Source organism: Streptomyces sp. NPDC048361, from assembly GCF_040651795.1.
In the GTDB taxonomy this organism is placed as follows: domain Bacteria; phylum Actinomycetota; class Actinomycetes; order Streptomycetales; family Streptomycetaceae; genus Streptomyces.
In genome coordinates this window covers 1-15,735 of the sequence record NZ_JBEZKW010000008.1, presented here as the reverse complement: position 1 = coordinate 15,735, position 15,735 = coordinate 1, and the positions used below count along the sequence as shown (strand labels likewise).

The following is a 15,735-nucleotide window of genomic DNA, read 5'->3' as shown; positions in this document are numbered from 1 at the left end:
CATTACGCTGCCGAGTCTGCTCGTCCTGTCCCGCTGACCCCGGCAAGGACACCGGTCCCCAACTGGTCCCCAAGGGGCGCCACCTGGCCCTCGGGCCAACCCGCGGCCGTCACAGACGGCTGCCAGAGGAAGAGCGGCTCAGGAAGCGGTGTGGCGTCGCTTCCTTTCGGCTCGGCGTCGCAGGTCGAGGATGACCTCACGCCAACGCCAGGAGCCCTCTCAGTCGTAGGCCTCGTGCCGGTCGCGGATCCGGTAGCGGGGCAGCCCGCCCCTGGACCTCCCCTGCGAGCTGCAGCGTCGCTACGGCTTGGGGATGCCCCCCAGGGGGTTGGTGACCTGAGCGTGTCCGTCGAAGAGGAAGAGCGGGTCGTGGGCTGCGGTCGTGCCCGTACCGAAGGCGTTGGTGAAGGCTGCTGCACCAGGGGCGGTGAGCTTGAGCGGGATGTTCGTGGTGTCCACGGTGGTCGGTGTGAAGGAAACCCGGTCGAGCGAGACCGGGTAGTGGAAGAAGTCGACGTGCGTGGCCGGTGCGCCGTCCTGGGCGACGTCCGCGCTGGTGGAGCCTTCGCCGATCTTGATGTGGATGTGGAGGTTGGTCACATCGAGTCGGTGGTCGGATCCGGTGAAGCGCATGCCTCCCTTGAGGGGCATCTCGCCGCCGGAGAGGTTGGGAGAGAGGTTGCCGGCGCCGGGCAGCGTGACGCACCTGCCGGTGCTCGTGGCGGGGGCGATCGCTTTGAGTGTCACGTTCTGGGCTGTCAGGGTGCGCTCCGCGTTCGGCGAGAGACAGAAGGTGCCGCTGCCGCGCAGGGGGAGGTCAGCGCCGATGGCGCCGGCCTGGACGGCCGCGATGCCGAGGACCGACGTGGCGGCGAGGACGAGGACGACCACGCGCTTCTTGGAATTGAAGATCTTCACGCCCTCGGTAACGAGTGGTTCCTGGGTTGGAACCGCGGGATCGCTCGTGATCACTCGTACGCGTCCGTCGCCGGTCCGAGGGTCGGTGGCGCTTGCACGGGTGGTCACGTTTCCGTCTGCCGGGGCCGGGATGGTCCTACGCATCTATGGGGCGCATAGGCGCACGCTGCGGGCCAGGGCTTCGAGGGCTGCTGGACGCGTCAGCTGCCCAGGCAGCAGGCGGTCCAGATGACTGGGAAGTGCGGGATGTTCAGGGGGCTGGAAGCCGAGTTGGGCGATACGGGCCATCCCGTGGCTGCGCGGTCGCGAAGCCGCGGGCGGGGCGAGGAGCGGGCCGGTGGGGGGCCGTCCCGTCTCGGTGAGGTAGTCCAGGCAGGCGCGTTCGATATCGGCGGCCGTCAGGCGGGCCTGACCGGCGGTGACCCAGTGGAGGGTGGCTGCGCTGCCGTCACCGCTGAGGAGGGCATCTGTCAGGGCCGTGAGGTAGTCGATGAGGAGTTCGATGGGCAGGACGTCGCACCAGTGGTCGGGGTTGACGGGCAGGCCGCCGGCGCGGCCCTGCAGCAGGGCGGTGATCAGTGCGTGGGGGAACTGGTGGAGTGGTGCGGTGGTGGCGTTGCGTGCGGCGAACAGGAGGGCCGGGCGGACGATGGCGACAGGCTGGCTGCAATGGGCGGCCAGTTCTTCCGCGCGGCGCTTCGAGCTGCTGTAGGCGCGCATGCGGCGGGCGGTCAGGTCCTCGCCGGGGACCTGGAAGGCGGCTGCGGCGGAGGAGAGCAGCAGGACGGGTACGCGTGCCTCCTCGGCGAGGTGCAGGATGCTGCGTGTGCCTTCGGCGTTGATGGTGTCGAAGGCGGTGAGGTCGGGCGGGGTCATGCCGGTGAGGCCGGCGCAGTGCACGATGATGTCGATCTTCGCTGCCAGTGCTCGGCGCTCGCTGGTGCTCATGCCCAGGCCTTCGGCGGTGAGGTCGCCTTCCACACATACGGCGGGACCGTCAGGCTTTCGATTGCGAAAGAGTGCGGTGACGTCGTGGCGTGCGGCAAGGGCGGGCAGGAGGCTCGTGCCGATCACTCCCGTGGATCCGGTGAGCAGGACGGTGGAGCGGGACGGGTGCACAAAGCTCCTCGGGTCGTGGCTGAGTACCCGGCGAGTCTGCGCCGCCGGAGCTGGGGTGTCAGGGGCAGGTGGCGGCGGCCAGTTCGGCGACCGCGCTGTGCCACAGGTGGGGCAGGTCGCGTACGTGCTGGTGGTGCTGTTGTGCGGTGAAGGAAACGGTGGCTGAGGTCCGGTGGAGGAACAGGACGCTGGAGAAGAGGTGCCCGGCGGCCAGCGGGGGCGTGGCGATGCCTCCGGTGACGGGTGAGCCGTTGAAGGCGAGTGGTGTGGGGATGCTGAGGAGGGTGGCGCTGGCGAGGGAGTCTCCGGGCGTGAGGGAGGCTGCGATGTGCTTCCACAGCAGGTGGTGCGGCATGCGGTCCAGAAGCCTTCGGGTTCGCTCCCGGGGCCAGTCGGCCGTTCGCTGGACCACTCGCCTCAGCCTGTGTGCGGGGTTTGGCTCGTCGACCGGCAGGAGCAGGCGCGTGTATCCCAGCCGGTTGCCCCGGTCCTGGCGCTCATGGCGCAGGCGCACGCTGAAGGGGACCCGCACGGGGGCCGGCTGGTCACGGTCGGCGGGAGGCAGCCAGGCGCGCAGGGCTCCGGCCAGGGCGGTGAGGTAGATGTCGTTGAGGGAGGCGCCCGTGCCGCGGCTGATGGCGCGCATCGCCTCCATGGGTACATCTGCCGTGGCCAGCAGGCGGCTGTCGGTTCGGGAGAGCGCGGTGGCCGCGTGACCGATGTGCTCGGGGGTTTCACTGCGCGGGAGGGCCCGGGTGCGGGCGTCGAACAGGTGCCTGATGGTGTGCGCGGCCGCGATTCCGTCCTGGGCGGCATGGTGGACACGGTAGGCCAGCACGTACTCGCCCTCGCGCTCGCCGTCCCCGAGCCACATTCCCCAGCGCGGCCGGTCTTCCGGCAACGGCTGATTGGCCAGCATCTGCGCCGGGCGGGTCAGGTCGGCTGCCTGGTCAAGGACATGGACGTGTCGGCAGGCGTCGAAGGCTCGGTCCGGACGCCAGACCTCTGCGCCGACGGGGCCGTCCAGGCACTCCGCGAGTGCGGGCAGGTGAGGCAGGCGGGCTGTCACGAGCTCGGCGATCTGCTCGGCGGTGGGCTTGGGGCCTCGCAGCCTCAGCATGACGCCAATGACGAGGCCGTCATCGGGACGCCGGCGTGACCACTCGAGCATGGCGCGGTCCTGGTGGGGGCTGGACTCTGCGCCTGCGGAGGCGACTTCCGTAGGTGGTGTGGTATTCGCTGCCAAGTCAGTCGGCCCGGGGGCTGCGACAGTGCTGAGCCTCTCATCGTGGCGTTGCGCGGCGGCGCTGGTGCCGGTGTTGGTGGGCGCTTTCACTCATGCTCCGCTCGCGGACGTGCACTCAGGGGTCGGGCGTGCCTTCGATGGAACGATCCCTGGCGCACTTTGGATGCGCGTCCGAGCGTGGACATCGGCTGACGAGCGCGATGGAGAGCGTTGGCGCAACTGCGCGTGCTGGGGGCCTGCCCTTTCGGGGTCACCCGATCAGGGGAAAGCCTCACCCGATTGCAGCAGCGCGCGACTGCTCGGCTTCAGCGGAATCTCGGCTGTGCGGTCAGCTTGCCGAGCCTTTCCCCTCCCGCCGCCGGGGACCCAGCCCGGCGTCTCGGCTCTTGCGGCAGGGGTGGGAGGTACGAGCCGAGCTCCGCTCCACCGGGAGAAGGGAACGCCGGCTCTTCACAGACACCACTCGGCGACACGGTGCAAAGGGGCCTGTTGGTATGCCTGACCTCTCCCGTACGGGACCCGCCTCGACGGTGACCAGTGGTACCCGCTCTACGCCACTGGTGCCGACGGGCGGCTGGACCCCGCTTCCTGCGGTGCTGAACGGTCACGCGGCTCGTCTGAGGGACCGTCCGGCACTCAGCTTCGTCAGCTACGGACACGACGAGGGCGGCCTGTGGCAGAACCTGACGTTCGGCCAGGTGGATCTGCGGGCCCGCGCTCTGGCGGCCGCGCTCGAAGCCGGCTTTCCCCGGGGCTCGCGGGTCGCCGTCCTGTGCCCGCAGGGCAACGAATACAGCCTCGGACTTCTTGCGTGTCTGTACGCCGGGATGACAGCGGTGCCGCTGTTCCCGCCGGAGGACCCCCGGCGCCAGAACCAGCTGGCGGCAGTGCTCGCCGACGCGGACCCGGTATGCCTGCTCACCGTCGGACCGGCCGCGGCAGCATGCCAGGAGCTGACCGACGGGCGGGCTCCCGTGTGGCTGGTGGAAGAGACCGACCCGGGGTGGGCGGCCGGGTGGTCGCGGTACCGGGCAGGGCCGGAGGAGCCGGCGTATCTGCAGTACACCTCCGGTTCCACCGGGCGGCCCGCCGGGGCGGTCATCACGCACGCCAACCTGGTCGCCAGTACCCGGCAGGTCATCGACGGGTGCGGCCTGGGCGCCGAGACCCCCATCGCGAGCTGGCTGCCGCTCTTTCACGACATGGGCCTGTCCATCGGGGTCCTCGCCCCGATGCTCGCCGGGGCCCATCTCGCGCTGATGTCGCCTCTCGCTTTCATCCAGCGGCCCGTTCGGTGGCTGCGGCTCCTGGATGCGCACCGCGCTCACTTCAGTGGCGGTCCGAACTTCGCCTACGACCTGTGCGTACGGAAGGTTCCCGATCCCGCCGGGCTGGACTTGGACCTGAGCTGTGTCCGAGTGCTGACGAACGGGGCCGAGCCCGTGCGCGTCGGCACGCTGCGGCGCTTCAGCGAGGCTTTCGCCGCCTGCGGTCTGGCCGGTGACGCGGTCAAGCCCAGCTACGGCCTGGCGGAGGCGACCGTACTGGTGGCCTGCAATCGCCCGGGGCAGCGGTGGACCGAACTGGCTTTGGACAGCGAGGCACTCTCCGCCGGCCTCGTCCGCGTCGTGAACGACCGTGTAGAGGAACAACCGCCGAAGCGTGTCACAACGGTGGTGGGCTGCGGCCGGCCCGTTGCACAGGAGGTACGGGTAGCCGACCCCGAGACCGGAGTCGAGCGTGAACCGGGACAGGTCGGAGAACTCTGGCTACGCGGCCCCAACATCGCGGCAGGCTACTGGCGCCAGCCTGCGCGCTCCGCCGAGTTGTTCGACCGCACCCTCAAGACCACGGACGGCAGCCGGCCCGGCTGGCTGCGCACCGGCGACCTCGGGTTCCTGCACGGGGGCGAGGTGTTCGTACTCGGCAGACTGAAGGACGTCATCATCCTCCACGGCGCCAACCACGCGCCGAGCGATATCGAGGACACCGTCCGTCGGGCCATCGGCGAAGCCGTACCCGGCGGCGTGGCCGCCTTCGCCGTACCAGGCACCGATGCCGAAGGCGACCGGCTGATCGTCGTGGTCGAACTCGCCGCCGGCGCGGACACCGCCGAGGACGTCGGCCTGCGCCGCCGGGTCCAGACGGCAGTCGCCGAAGGCCACGGCGTACGCCCCCACAACGTGGTCGCCGTCAGACGAGGAACCCTCCCGCGCACTACCAGCGGCAAACTCCGGCGCGGTGACTGCCGTCGCCACTACCTCGCCACCGTGAGCACCACAGACACCCCGCCGCGCGGGACCGAGATCGGGAATGAGGTCACGTGAGCCAGTCCCCGTCCCCCGTGGAGATCCGCCACTGGCTGACAGGGCACATCGCCGCGCTGCTGGAAGTAGCAGCGCAGGACATCGACCCGGACATGCCCTTGGACGCACTCGGCGTCACCTCGATGGAAGAGGTGATCATCACAGCCGACCTGGAATCGAGGTACGGAGTGACGCTGCCCCTCGCAGACATGAGACGCCACCCCAGCATCGAGGCGCTTGCCGCCCACCTCACCACCACAGACCCCTCGGTACCACCCTCCCTTCCGCCAATGGAGACAACCCGCATGTTCGACAGGCTCGTTGCGATGATGTTCGAGATCGGCATCGACACCTCGCACATCAGCCCGCAGACCACCTTCCGCCAGCTGGACATGGACTCACTGTCCCTCACCGAGCTGGTCGTCATGGCAACGGAAGAGACCTACGCCGGCGCCGACAGCATGACCCTGGACACCACCCTGGCAGAGGCCGCAGAACAACTCACGCACGCCGCCCAGCCGCAGCAGGCGTAAACCGTGACACCGCGAATCGCCGTCACCGGGCTCGGCCTGCTCACTCCTGCCGGGATGGGCGTGGAGGCCACCTGGGAAGGCGTCCTGGACGGTAAGTCGACAGCCGCCACCAGCGACCAGCTGGCTGCTCTGCCCGTCGATTTCTGCTGCTCCCTGCCCCACTTCGACGCCGCCGACGTCTTGGGACGCCGTACCGCGCACCGCCTGGACCGCTCCAGCCAACTCGCCGTCATCGCCGCCAAGGAGGCTCTACTGGACGCGGGCCTGGACCCGGCCACCTGGGACGGTGCTCGTGTAGGAGTCGTCATCGGCTGCGGGGTGGGTGCCTCGCACACCTGGGAAACCCAAGGGAGGCGGCTGCACGACTTCGGGCCCCGGCGGGTCTCCCCTTTGCTGCTACCGATGATCGGGCCCAGCACCCCGGCAGGAGAGGTCGCCCTCGCGTGCGGCGCCCGGGGCCCGAGTCTTGCCACGGGGACCGCATGCGCCTCCGGCGCCACCGCCATCGTGATCGCACGCGACCTGCTGACCTCCCGGCAGTGCGATGTCGTCATCGCCGGCGGCACCGAAGCGTGCAACACGCCCCTGATCGTGACCGGTCTCGCCCAGCTCGGCGCCCTCTCCGCCCGCTGTGACGATCCCGCATCCGCATCCCGGCCCTTCGATCAGGCACGCGACGGATTCGTACTGGGCGAGGCCGCCGCCATCCTCATCTTCGAACGCGCCGAAGACACGATCGCCCGTCGGCACCGTCCCCGGGCCCTGCTCGCCGGCTGCGGATCCACCACCGACGCCTACCACCCCACCACACCCCACCCGGAAGGCCGCGGCATCAAACAGGCCATGCTCACCGCCCTCACGGATGCAGGGCTGAGCGGAAGCGACATCGGCTACGTCAACGCTCACGGCACCTCGACCCGCCTCAATGACTCCGTCGAAGCCCACACCCTGCAGGCCGTCCTGCCCCACAACCCGCTGGTGACGTCCACCAAGGGCGTCCTGGGTCACTCCCTGGGCGCCACCGGCGCTGTCGAGGCCGCCCTGACCGTGCTGAGCATCCAGCACTCGCTGATCCCACCCACCGCCAACCTCGAGAATCCGGACCTGGGCATCGACCTCAACCTCGTCACCAAAGCCGCAGTGGAGCAGCGCGTAGCCGCGGCGCTCAGCAACTCCTTCGGGTTCGGCGGCCACAACGTCGTTCTCGCATTCCACACCCCTTAGGCGGGCGGGACGCTCGCCAGCTACTCCGCCTGGCGGCGAGGCACGGTAGGGAGCGAGGCGAGCTGAGCCAGTGCGCGAGGTGTGGCCAGGGTGGTGGGGGCGTCGAGCATGTGCATGCTGCGGGCGAAGCGGAGGAAGAGGGCGGGGTGGTGGGGCAGGCGTGCGGTGAGGGCGGTGAGATAGCGGGTGGCGATGCGGGTACCCAGGGGCGCGGCGTGGGGCTGCCAGGCTCGGTCCGCGGAGGTGTTGAGGAGCCACGGGCCGCGGGTGAGTGCAGCAGCCCGCCGCTGGAATGTTGGGCCCAGGCGATCCAGTGCGCTGCGGGTGCCTGTGGTATGGGTCGTCTGCGCCTGTTGGGCCAGAAGGGCATCGAGGAGTTTGGCCTGCTGGGCGGCGACCGTCATGCCTTGTCCGTAGACGGGGTTGAGGGCGCAGATGCTGTCGCCGAGGGCGATGAGGCGTTCGGGCCAGCGGGGCATGCGGTCGTACCGGTGCCAGCGGTTGGCGGTGGCGTGGGTCTGATGGACCGGGCCGTGGGGTGTGCCGTTCTCGATGATGTGGGTGAAGTCGGGATTATCGAGGGCTGCTGCGTAGGCGCGGAAGCCTTCCTCGTCGGTGGGTGGGGTGTGGCCGGCCGCTCCGATCAGACCGAGTTGCCATAAATCGGGGCCAATGCGCGCGGCGACGGCGCCTCGCGGTGAGCGGGGGGCGAGCGTGGGCTGGTAGGAGGCGACCCAGTCCTGGGTAGCGTCCGGTCTGAGGGTGTAGATGCGGGAGGCGTAGGTGACTTTGCCATCGACCACCACGCTGTCGGGGACCGGGTAGCCGGCGTCGGCGAGCCAGCGCGGCAGCCTGGTCCCGCGGCCCGTCGCCTCGACCACCAGATCCGCTTCGATCACCTCCTGTACGTCGCCCTCTCGTGGGCGGACCACCACTGCGGGCGGGCCGAGGTGTGCGGGACCGGGCAGGAGGAGGTTCTCGGCGTGCAGGCCGTAGCGGATGGCCACTGGTGCCAGGGCGGTGACGCGTTTACGCAGAACGTCTTCAAGGACGGCGCGCGCCGTGAGCTGCACGTCGAAGCCGACCGGGGTGCGCGGTGCCCAGCCGGTCGGGAACAGTATGCGAGTGGCCGCAGCAAAATCCTCGACCGGGCACCCCCGGGCAATGAGCTCGTCGCGTAGACCTGGGAACAGTTCTTCCACGAGTTCGGCCCCGCGGGCCAGAAGGGCATGGGGGTGGCGGGCCTGGGGAACGCCCGGGCGGGTCGCGGGCTCGCCGGGTACAGGGGGCGGGTCGCGCTCGATGACAGTGACCTGTTGGAAGTAGCCGGTCAGGACACGGGCGGCGAGCAGTCCCGCATAGCCGCCACCAAGCACCACGGCCTTGTCCCAGCCCGCGGCGATACCCGGATCGCGTTCGCTGTCGCCGGAACGCGGCCCGGAAGCCTGTGCGGTCACGGGGCGCTCGCCGTGAGGATCACGTAACCGGCCTGGGGCAGGACGCCATATGCCTGGACGCTGCCGACGAAGGCGTCGAAGGCTTCGGCTCCGATGCAGGCGGTGAAGTCGGCGCGAGCGGCGTTCAGGTCGCCGACGACCTTCGCGAAGGACGGGCGGGCGTGATCGCTGACGTCGGTGATCTCCAGCAGCTGGAGTCCGGTGCCTTCGAGGAGGCCCGGGTACTGGTCGATCTGAAGGAGGGAGGCGACCTGGCTGGTGGCGCGGAAGGCATCCACGACGGGCTGATCGGCGGGGTCGACGGGGCCGCGCAGGGCGAAGTCGGCGATGACCAGGCGGCCTTCGGGCTTAAGGACGCGGGTCATCTCGGCCAGGAAAAGGTCGTGGTCGGGCATGTGGAGCATCGACTCGAACGCCCAGGCGGCGTCGAAGGACGCGTCCGCGTACGGCAGTTTCATCGCGTCCGCGTACTCGAACCGCGCCTCCTCCTGCAGCCCCGCGGCCTGGGCGTTGCTGTTGGCGAGGTTCACCTGGTGGCGGCTGATGGAGATCCCGACCACGTGCGCGCCGCTCCTGCGGGCCAGGCGCAGGGCAGGCTTGCCCGTTCCGCAACCCACGTCCAGGACCGTGTCGCCGGCGCCCGCGCCCAGTCGTGAGATGAGCTGGTCGGTCATCAGGTCGGGAGCCGCAGCCAGGGTGCTGTCGTCGGTGGGGTCCGGGCTGTAGCCCAGGTGGAAGTTACCGTCGTAGGCGGCCGCGATCAGGTCGGTGAGCTGGTCGTAGAACTCCGCGACGGGCTCGGTCAAGGGAGCATCAGACATGGTGGCCTCCGAGGCAGGGGCGGTCAGGGCGTGCGGCTGCGGTGTGCTGGGTTCATGCGTCGGCCGTAAGGCGGCCGGGGCGAGCAGGTGGGCGCGGCAGGCAGTAGGATCCGGCAGCCGCCGCTGTCGTCATCCCTCCCAGTGCCACGGGCTTCGCGGGGGTGATCCGGTGGGTGAGGTGGCCCAGGGCCAGGAGCGTGAAGACGTCGGCCAGAGCGGGGATGGTGAAGCCGAAGGGGCGGGGGCCGATGGAGTCAGGCACGCTGGCGATCGACCCGTCGGGGCGCTGCTGGGTGAGCAGGTAAGCGCTTGCCCGGGTGGCGGCCGCGAGCGTTTCACGTCCGTCGCCCACTGCTGTCAGGGTGATCAGGGCGTACGCGGTGCTCAGTGCGTCGCTGGGCGCACCGTCTTGCTGGCCCCAGCCTCCGTCCGGTTCCTGCGTGTCGAGGACCAGGCTCCGGCACCGCCGGAGGATCCGCTCCCCGTGACTGCCGGGGCCGCCCGCGTCCACAGAGGCCGCGAGGGCCGCGCGGAAGACGGTGTGGTGACGACTGCTGGACCAGTCCGGGGGAAACGTTCCGTCTTCGTGCTGCCGGGAGGAGAGGTAGGCCAGAGCCTGATTCACCACACCGTGCTGGGCTGCGCCCTGCGTGGCGAGGGCGTTCACGGCGGCCGCAGTCATGCACGCCTCCGACGGTGCGCCGGCGAGATAGGTGGGGAATCCCCCGTCCTGGCCGCGCACGGCGTGCAGGCTGCCGACCGCCTGACGGATCGCGATGTGGTGGGCGGCCGGGTCGGTGAGTTGGAGGACTTCAAGGGCGGCGGAGGTGCAGTCCACGTCGGTGAGCTGGGCGCGCTCGCTGTAAGACCATCCCCCGCTCGGGTCCTGAAGGGAGATAAGATGTCCGGCGATGTTGTTCAGCACCCGCTGGTCGGCGCCGGTGGCGTGCAGGGCGATGCCGGCGGTGGCGGTCACCCACGTGTCCTCCTCGCAGATGAACGGCATCCCGCCGTCCTTGCGCTGGTGCTCCAGCACCGTCTGGATCCCCTGCTCGACCAACTGGTCGAGGCCGCATACGAAAGACAGGGCGTGCAGCACGGACAGGTGTATCAGGAGGTTGCCCTCCCACACTGCCCCCGGATGCTGGGTGGAGCGCAGCAGACTCACGTCCTGGTCCCCGACCTCGTCCATGGCTCCTCGCGCATGAGCCAGGATGATCTTGACTGCGGTGACCTGGACGCGTGCCCAGGGGTGCAGACCGCGCTGGGAGAACGCTTCGGCCGCAGGAGCCTGCGGGGCGGGGCCGACACCGAGGAGATGCAGGACCGCGTCGATCAGGGCGCGCTTACGGGGGCCGGTGAAGTCCGGTGCCTGTCGCAGGAAAGCGTCGACGTCCAACAGCTCAGCCGCATCCGCCTGGTTGCCGAGGGCGGCGCGGGCCAGCAGCCGGTCCAGCGGCTGCGGGCAATGCCGATGGCCGTTCAGGTAGGCGGCCACGCGGTCGCGGGCGGCAGACTCTGTCCGGGCGCGGTCCAGAAGTGCCAGCAGCAGGGCGGACTCTAGGACTCGACTGTGGCACGGTTCGCGCACGGCGCCGTCCGATCCCACCCGGGCCGTGAGGTGGGAGCGCAGCCGGGCGGTGGCAGACCCCAGGCCAGGGGGTAACGAGGTACGCGGCCAGCCGGATCTGGTGGGGGGAACGGGGATTCTCATCGGGGGGTCCGTTTCCAGCGCGGTGTCCGTCGCGTCCGGCCCTGGCGCCGACCGCGTCCGGAGAATGGGGTGCGTATCGAGCGTCAAGGCCGGATCGGCTTACGGGATACAACGGTTGTGGTCGTCTCCGAGGTGAACCGGCCGGTGGTGGACAGCCAGTGCAGCGTCGCGGACATGAACTGCTCCACCAGGTCCAGGTATCGGCCCAGCTCTTCCGCACGGGCCGCCGGCAGAGGCGTAGTCCGCAGGGTCTGCGCCGTCGAGGCGAAGTCACGCCGGCGCTGGTCGAGCATGGCTTGGGCCCGGACACGCGCCAGGTCCGCGGAACAGCCGTCCTGCCGGGCGATGACCGCCACGAGGTTGTCCTGCCCCGCTAGCTCATCGTGCGCGCCCGAGGCCAGGTCGTTGGCCCATCCCGCGATGTCGGCCAGCGCCCACCGAAGATCCCGCACCCGCGAATCCACCCGCGGATCCTCCACCATCAGCGCGTGGCCGGTGCGCTCCAAGACAGTCAGCATCGGCACAAGGGTGATCGTGCGACGGCGCAGCCGCACATAATCCGCCACCGACAAGGCGGCCCCCGCGTGTCGCAGGGCGACCTCCTGCTCCGTGGCGTCAAGGAAGTCCGCGTACTCCCGGGCGAAGCGCTCCCGCCACCGGGCGGGCATCCCCAGCGCGGTCCGCGCCCACAGCCCAGCCAGCACCGATACATGAGGCGACATCACCCTGGCCGACGGGACGGCACCTGGCTGGAGTATCTGCCGCAGTGGCGTTGTGAACAGATCCAACGACCCGGGGGAACCGGCCAGTCCACCGCGATCGATACAGTCGTCCACCCAGCAGATGAACACCGCCCACTGCACCGTGAGCAGCACATCCACCTTGGCCCCATGCGGCAGAGCGCCTCCGGCCAGCACATCCAGGCGCATCGCGGCCAGCCGGCGCTCCCCCGGCACATCCGCCACCAGGCCATGCGCCCGCGCCCACTCCAGCACCTGCCCGAAGTCCAGGCTCCCAGAGTCTGATCTGCCGTCACCCATAATTCGATCTTGTCAGAGCACGCCCACGACGGTAACGGCGTAAAAGAGTCAGGATCCACCGACACAAGCACGCCAGCGCACGGTCAGTGCAACCAGTGCTCTCGCCGTTGAAAGCGGCGCTCCCCGCTGAAGGTGGGCGACCAACCCTTTTCCCCCGCGAAGCACCTGACCTACGCCCTGGACGCCCGCTCTGGACGAGCTCATCGGCTGGGCCACAACCGACCGCTCCCCGGTTAGCCGTCGTTTCATACCTCCTAGGCACCCACATCCGCACCGCGCCGTATTAGCGCGGGCAGGCAAACGGCGACGTATCGGGTGCGACCACAGCAGTCAGCCTGCCTGCACCAAGGGCAGCCATTCAGCGCTCTCTCATCCCCGCAGCCTCAGGAATGGCGAGCGGGGCAAGCCGTCGCACCGCACGGGCAAGCCACCGAAGTGCCTGGACCGAGACTCTCAATGCGTTCCGACTCAGCGAAGTGGACGGACGAATCGTGGGCCGCCGACCTCTGGAACAGGCGGCGACACTCGTCTCGGACCTCAGCAGCGCCATGCTGACCACCGACGGCCTGCGATGGCTCGCGGCTCCTGAGCGGGACAGCAAACTCGTTCGGCAGCTCTACGCGTACCTCGACGATGCCCGCATCGCCTACGACCGGCGCCCCACTGTGGAGCTCCCCCGCGGCGCGCGGGTACGCCCCACCGCGCGCATCAACCTCCCCAAGCGGACCGTCCTGGTTCAGGCCGTCGGCGGCTCGGAGCAGGGACTGGAACACGCTCTCTCGCTCGTGCAACGAATCGAACGCGCGGACTACGCCTTCGATCAGTGCCTCGTCTTGCTGAAGGGCAACCCCCAGACGTGGCCCGCCGACCACCTCGATCTCCTGGCGGACCACACACCAGTCGGGTTCTCCGACCGCATGGACGCGGTCACCCGATTCCTCAAAGAGGGCACGCCGCTGGAACGTCCAGTCCCCTCAGAGCCGTAAACCGCGTCTCCGCTGGTCAACGGCTCGCGGCTGCCGTTCCCCATGGGACGAAGAATCTGCCGGTGGTCTCCGGGACCGCGGCCCTTGGCGCGGCAACAACGGAAACTTGCTGGTCACGGGCTCGTGAGCGGCGCGGTGGTCGCCTGTGGTCGCAGGCTGGAGGAACCCACTTCCCTCCGCCTCCCGGAGGCGATCCCCATGCGTACCAGCACCGGCCGCGGCCGTATCTACCGCCGCTGCGGCACAAACGGCGCCTCGAACACGCAGCGATCCTGACGATCCGTTCGCCGGACTCGTCTTCTGCCGACCCGACGGCCGACCGCTCGGACCTCATCAGGTGCTGGACCGACTTCGCCCGGCTCTCCGCCGAAGCCGGTGTCCCCAGGATCACGGTGCACGACCTGCGTCACCTGGCCGCCACGATCACCATCACCGCCGGCGTGCCGCTCACCGTCGTCTCCAAGACCCTGCGGCACTCCACCCTGTCCACGCCGCCAACCTCTACGCCCATCTCACCCAGCAGGCGGCCCGCGAAGCCGTCGACACCATCGACCGCACCCTCACCGGAGCAGAGAAGGCCAGCAGCACCACGGACCGCACCGAGTGGCTGCGACCACCACGCGACCACATCCGCCGACTCCGCGAAGCCCTCCGCCGGCTCCGCTCCCCCGCCATTGCCGGGTTCAGCGCATCGGCCGACCGGCCGCAGACTCGACGTGCGACCACATTGCGACCACCATGGCTCCGGACGCACGAAAGGCCGCCTTCCCATTTCTGAGAAGACGGCCTCCGACCTGCACAAAGCAAAGTCGGGACGACAGGATTTGAACCTGCGACCCCTTGACCCCCAGTCAAGTGCGCTACCAAGCTGCGCCACGTCCCGATGCCCGTCTGACCTGGGGTTTCCCCCGGCCGTTCGTGCAGGGAAACAATACCGCACTTACCCGGGTGGTCACGAACCCCTTTGCCCGGGCCCCGGGGCCTCCCGCTGGCCACGCTGGAAGTAGGCCGCCAGCTCGGGGTCGAGCGGGGGGACCTGGCGGGGGACGCCGCCGGTGCGCAGGGAGGCCGTGGCTTCGTATCCGGCGGCGACCGCCATCCGGGCCGCGACGGGTGAGGTGTCGGTGGCGCCGCCGTCGCGGGCGAAGCGCAGGAACTCGTCCATGATCAGCGGGTCCGCCCCGGCGTGCCCCGCGTCGCCCCCGTCCCTGTCCCCGTCCCCGCCTCCGCCCCTGTCCCCGTCCCCGTCCCCGTCCTCGTCCCCGGGGATGGTGTACGTCTCGTCGGGCTCCGCCCGGTGACCCGAGCGCCGGGCGTTCCAGACCTTCACCTGGCCGCCGGGGCCGTCGCCGAAGTTCTCCAGGCGGCCCGCGTCACCGATGACCGTGTAGTTGCGCCAGTAGTCCGGGGTGAAATGACATTGCTGGTAGGAGGCGAGCACACCGTTGTCCAGGCGCATGTTGAGCAGGGACACATCCTCGATGTCGATCACCGGGTTCAGCGCGCGCTGGGTGTGCGGCGGCCAGTGGCCGTCCTTGGTGTACCAGTCCTCGGTCTTCGGCTCACCCGGGGAACGGCGGTGCGGGTTGTCGCCGTACACCATGAGATCGCCCATGGCCTGGACGTCGCGCGCATACCCACCGGACAGCCAGTGCACCACGTCGATGTCGTGCGCCGCCTTCTGGAGCAGCAGCCCGGTGGTGTACCGGCGCTCGGCGTGCCAGTCCTTGAAGTACCAGTCACCGCCGTACCCGACGAAGTGGCGCACCCAGACCGTCTTGACCGTGCCGACGGCGCCCCGTTGCACGAGGTCCCGCATCATCCGCACGACGGGCATGTGCCGCAAGTTGTGGCCCACGTACAGGCGGGTGCCGGTGGAGCGCGCGGTGCGCAGGATCTCGTCGCAGCGCTCGACCGTGATGTCCAGAGGCTTCTCGACGAAGACCGGTTTTCCCGCGCGCAGGGCGGCGCAGGCGAGGTCGGCGTGGGTGTGGTCGGGGGTGAGAACGAGCAGGGCGTCGATGTCCGGGGCCTCGATCACCTTGCGGTGGTCGGCGGCGGCCCACGCGCCGGGGAACGCCGCGGCGGCCGCGTCACGTGCCCGGGGGTCGGGGTCGGCGACGGCCGCGACGACACAACCGCGCCCCGGGCGGTGCGCGGTCCGCGCGATGCTGCCGCGCAGGCCGAATCCGATCACGCCGATACGGAGGTCGGTCATGTCAACTTCCTTCTCAAGGAGCGGAGTTGTGTTGTCATCTGCTGCCACCGGCGCGGCTCGGCCCGGGCGTTGGTGCGGGGCCCAGAGGCGTGTCGTACGCCGGCCCGGGCGTTGGTGCGGGGCCCAGAGGCGTGTCGTACGCCGGCCCGGGCG

The 15,735-nt window shown here is 69.9% G+C and carries 12 protein-coding genes, 1 tRNA gene and 1 pseudogene; 5 read left to right on the top strand and 9 right to left on the bottom strand.

Annotation, left to right across the window (positions count from 1 at the left end; genetic code table 11):
• Positions 1-300 precede the first annotated feature (300 nt).
• From AB0D31_RS06590 to AB0D31_RS06580, 3 genes are all read right to left on the bottom strand, one after another.
• The gene (locus tag AB0D31_RS06590; protein ID WP_362717912.1) at positions 301-918 is read right to left on the bottom strand and encodes an HtaA domain-containing protein; all 618 of its coding nucleotides are present in this window, start codon (positions 916-918) and stop codon (positions 301-303) included.
• 144 nt (positions 919-1,062) lie between these two features.
• Positions 1,063-2,037, bottom strand: coding sequence for an SDR family oxidoreductase (locus AB0D31_RS06585; protein WP_362717909.1), 975 nt, complete (start codon positions 2,035-2,037; stop codon positions 1,063-1,065).
• Between the two features lie 58 nt (positions 2,038-2,095).
• Positions 2,096-3,208: a wax ester/triacylglycerol synthase domain-containing protein gene (locus tag AB0D31_RS06580; protein ID WP_362717906.1), complete on the bottom strand. Its 1,113-nt coding sequence runs from the start codon at positions 3,206-3,208 to the stop codon at positions 2,096-2,098.
• A 569-nt stretch (positions 3,209-3,777) separates the two neighbouring features.
• Between AB0D31_RS06580 and AB0D31_RS06575 the strand changes: the two genes are divergently transcribed.
• Genes AB0D31_RS06575 through AB0D31_RS06565 form a run of 3 tightly spaced genes read left to right on the top strand, consistent with a single transcriptional unit; the run spans position 3,778 to position 7,346 of the window.
• On the top strand, positions 3,778-5,610 hold the full coding sequence (locus tag AB0D31_RS06575) for a fatty acyl-AMP ligase (RefSeq protein ID WP_362717903.1): 1,833 nt from the start codon (positions 3,778-3,780) through the stop codon (positions 5,608-5,610).
• Positions 5,607-6,122, top strand: coding sequence for an acyl carrier protein (locus AB0D31_RS06570; protein WP_362717900.1), 516 nt, complete (start codon positions 5,607-5,609; stop codon positions 6,120-6,122). The genes AB0D31_RS06575 and AB0D31_RS06570 overlap by 4 nt, the downstream gene beginning before the upstream one ends.
• A 3-nt stretch (positions 6,123-6,125) precedes the next feature.
• Positions 6,126-7,346, top strand: coding sequence for a beta-ketoacyl-[acyl-carrier-protein] synthase family protein (locus AB0D31_RS06565; RefSeq protein WP_362717897.1), 1,221 nt, complete (start codon positions 6,126-6,128; stop codon positions 7,344-7,346).
• Between the two features lie 20 nt (positions 7,347-7,366).
• Here the strand turns inward: AB0D31_RS06565 and AB0D31_RS06560 are convergent, their stop codons facing one another.
• From AB0D31_RS06560 to AB0D31_RS06545, 4 genes are all read right to left on the bottom strand, one after another.
• The gene (locus tag AB0D31_RS06560; protein ID WP_362717894.1) at positions 7,367-8,803 is read right to left on the bottom strand and encodes an NAD-binding protein; all 1,437 of its coding nucleotides are present in this window, start codon (positions 8,801-8,803) and stop codon (positions 7,367-7,369) included.
• Positions 8,800-9,624 (bottom strand): methyltransferase domain-containing protein, encoded by an 825-nt coding sequence (locus AB0D31_RS06555; RefSeq protein ID WP_362717892.1) that lies wholly within the window; start codon positions 9,622-9,624, stop codon positions 8,800-8,802. Before AB0D31_RS06555 ends, AB0D31_RS06560 begins: the two co-directional genes overlap by 4 nt.
• A 52-nt stretch (positions 9,625-9,676) precedes the next feature.
• Positions 9,677-11,122, bottom strand: coding sequence for a prenyltransferase/squalene oxidase repeat-containing protein (locus AB0D31_RS06550; RefSeq protein WP_362717890.1), 1,446 nt, complete (start codon positions 11,120-11,122; stop codon positions 9,677-9,679).
• 299 nt (positions 11,123-11,421) lie between these two features.
• Entirely contained in the window at positions 11,422-12,378 is a 957-nt protein-coding gene (locus AB0D31_RS06545; protein WP_362717887.1) for a terpene synthase family protein, read from the bottom strand.
• 491 nt (positions 12,379-12,869) lie between these two features.
• Between AB0D31_RS06545 and AB0D31_RS06540 the strand changes: the two genes are divergently transcribed.
• Entirely contained in the window at positions 12,870-13,364 is a 495-nt protein-coding gene (locus AB0D31_RS06540) for a hypothetical protein (protein ID WP_362717884.1), read from the top strand.
• Between the two features lie 62 nt (positions 13,365-13,426).
• A pseudogene (locus AB0D31_RS06535) lies at positions 13,427-13,795 on the top strand (hypothetical protein); the annotation flags it as partial.
• Positions 13,796-14,173: 378 nt separating this feature from the next.
• On the opposite strand, the gene AB0D31_RS06530 reads toward AB0D31_RS06535, so the two are convergent.
• Positions 14,174-14,247, bottom strand: a tRNA-Pro gene (locus AB0D31_RS06530).
• A gap of 69 nt (positions 14,248-14,316) precedes the next feature.
• Positions 14,317-15,582: a Gfo/Idh/MocA family oxidoreductase gene (locus tag AB0D31_RS06525; RefSeq protein WP_362717881.1), complete on the bottom strand. Its 1,266-nt coding sequence runs from the start codon at positions 15,580-15,582 to the stop codon at positions 14,317-14,319.
• Positions 15,583-15,735: the final 153 nt, after the last annotated feature.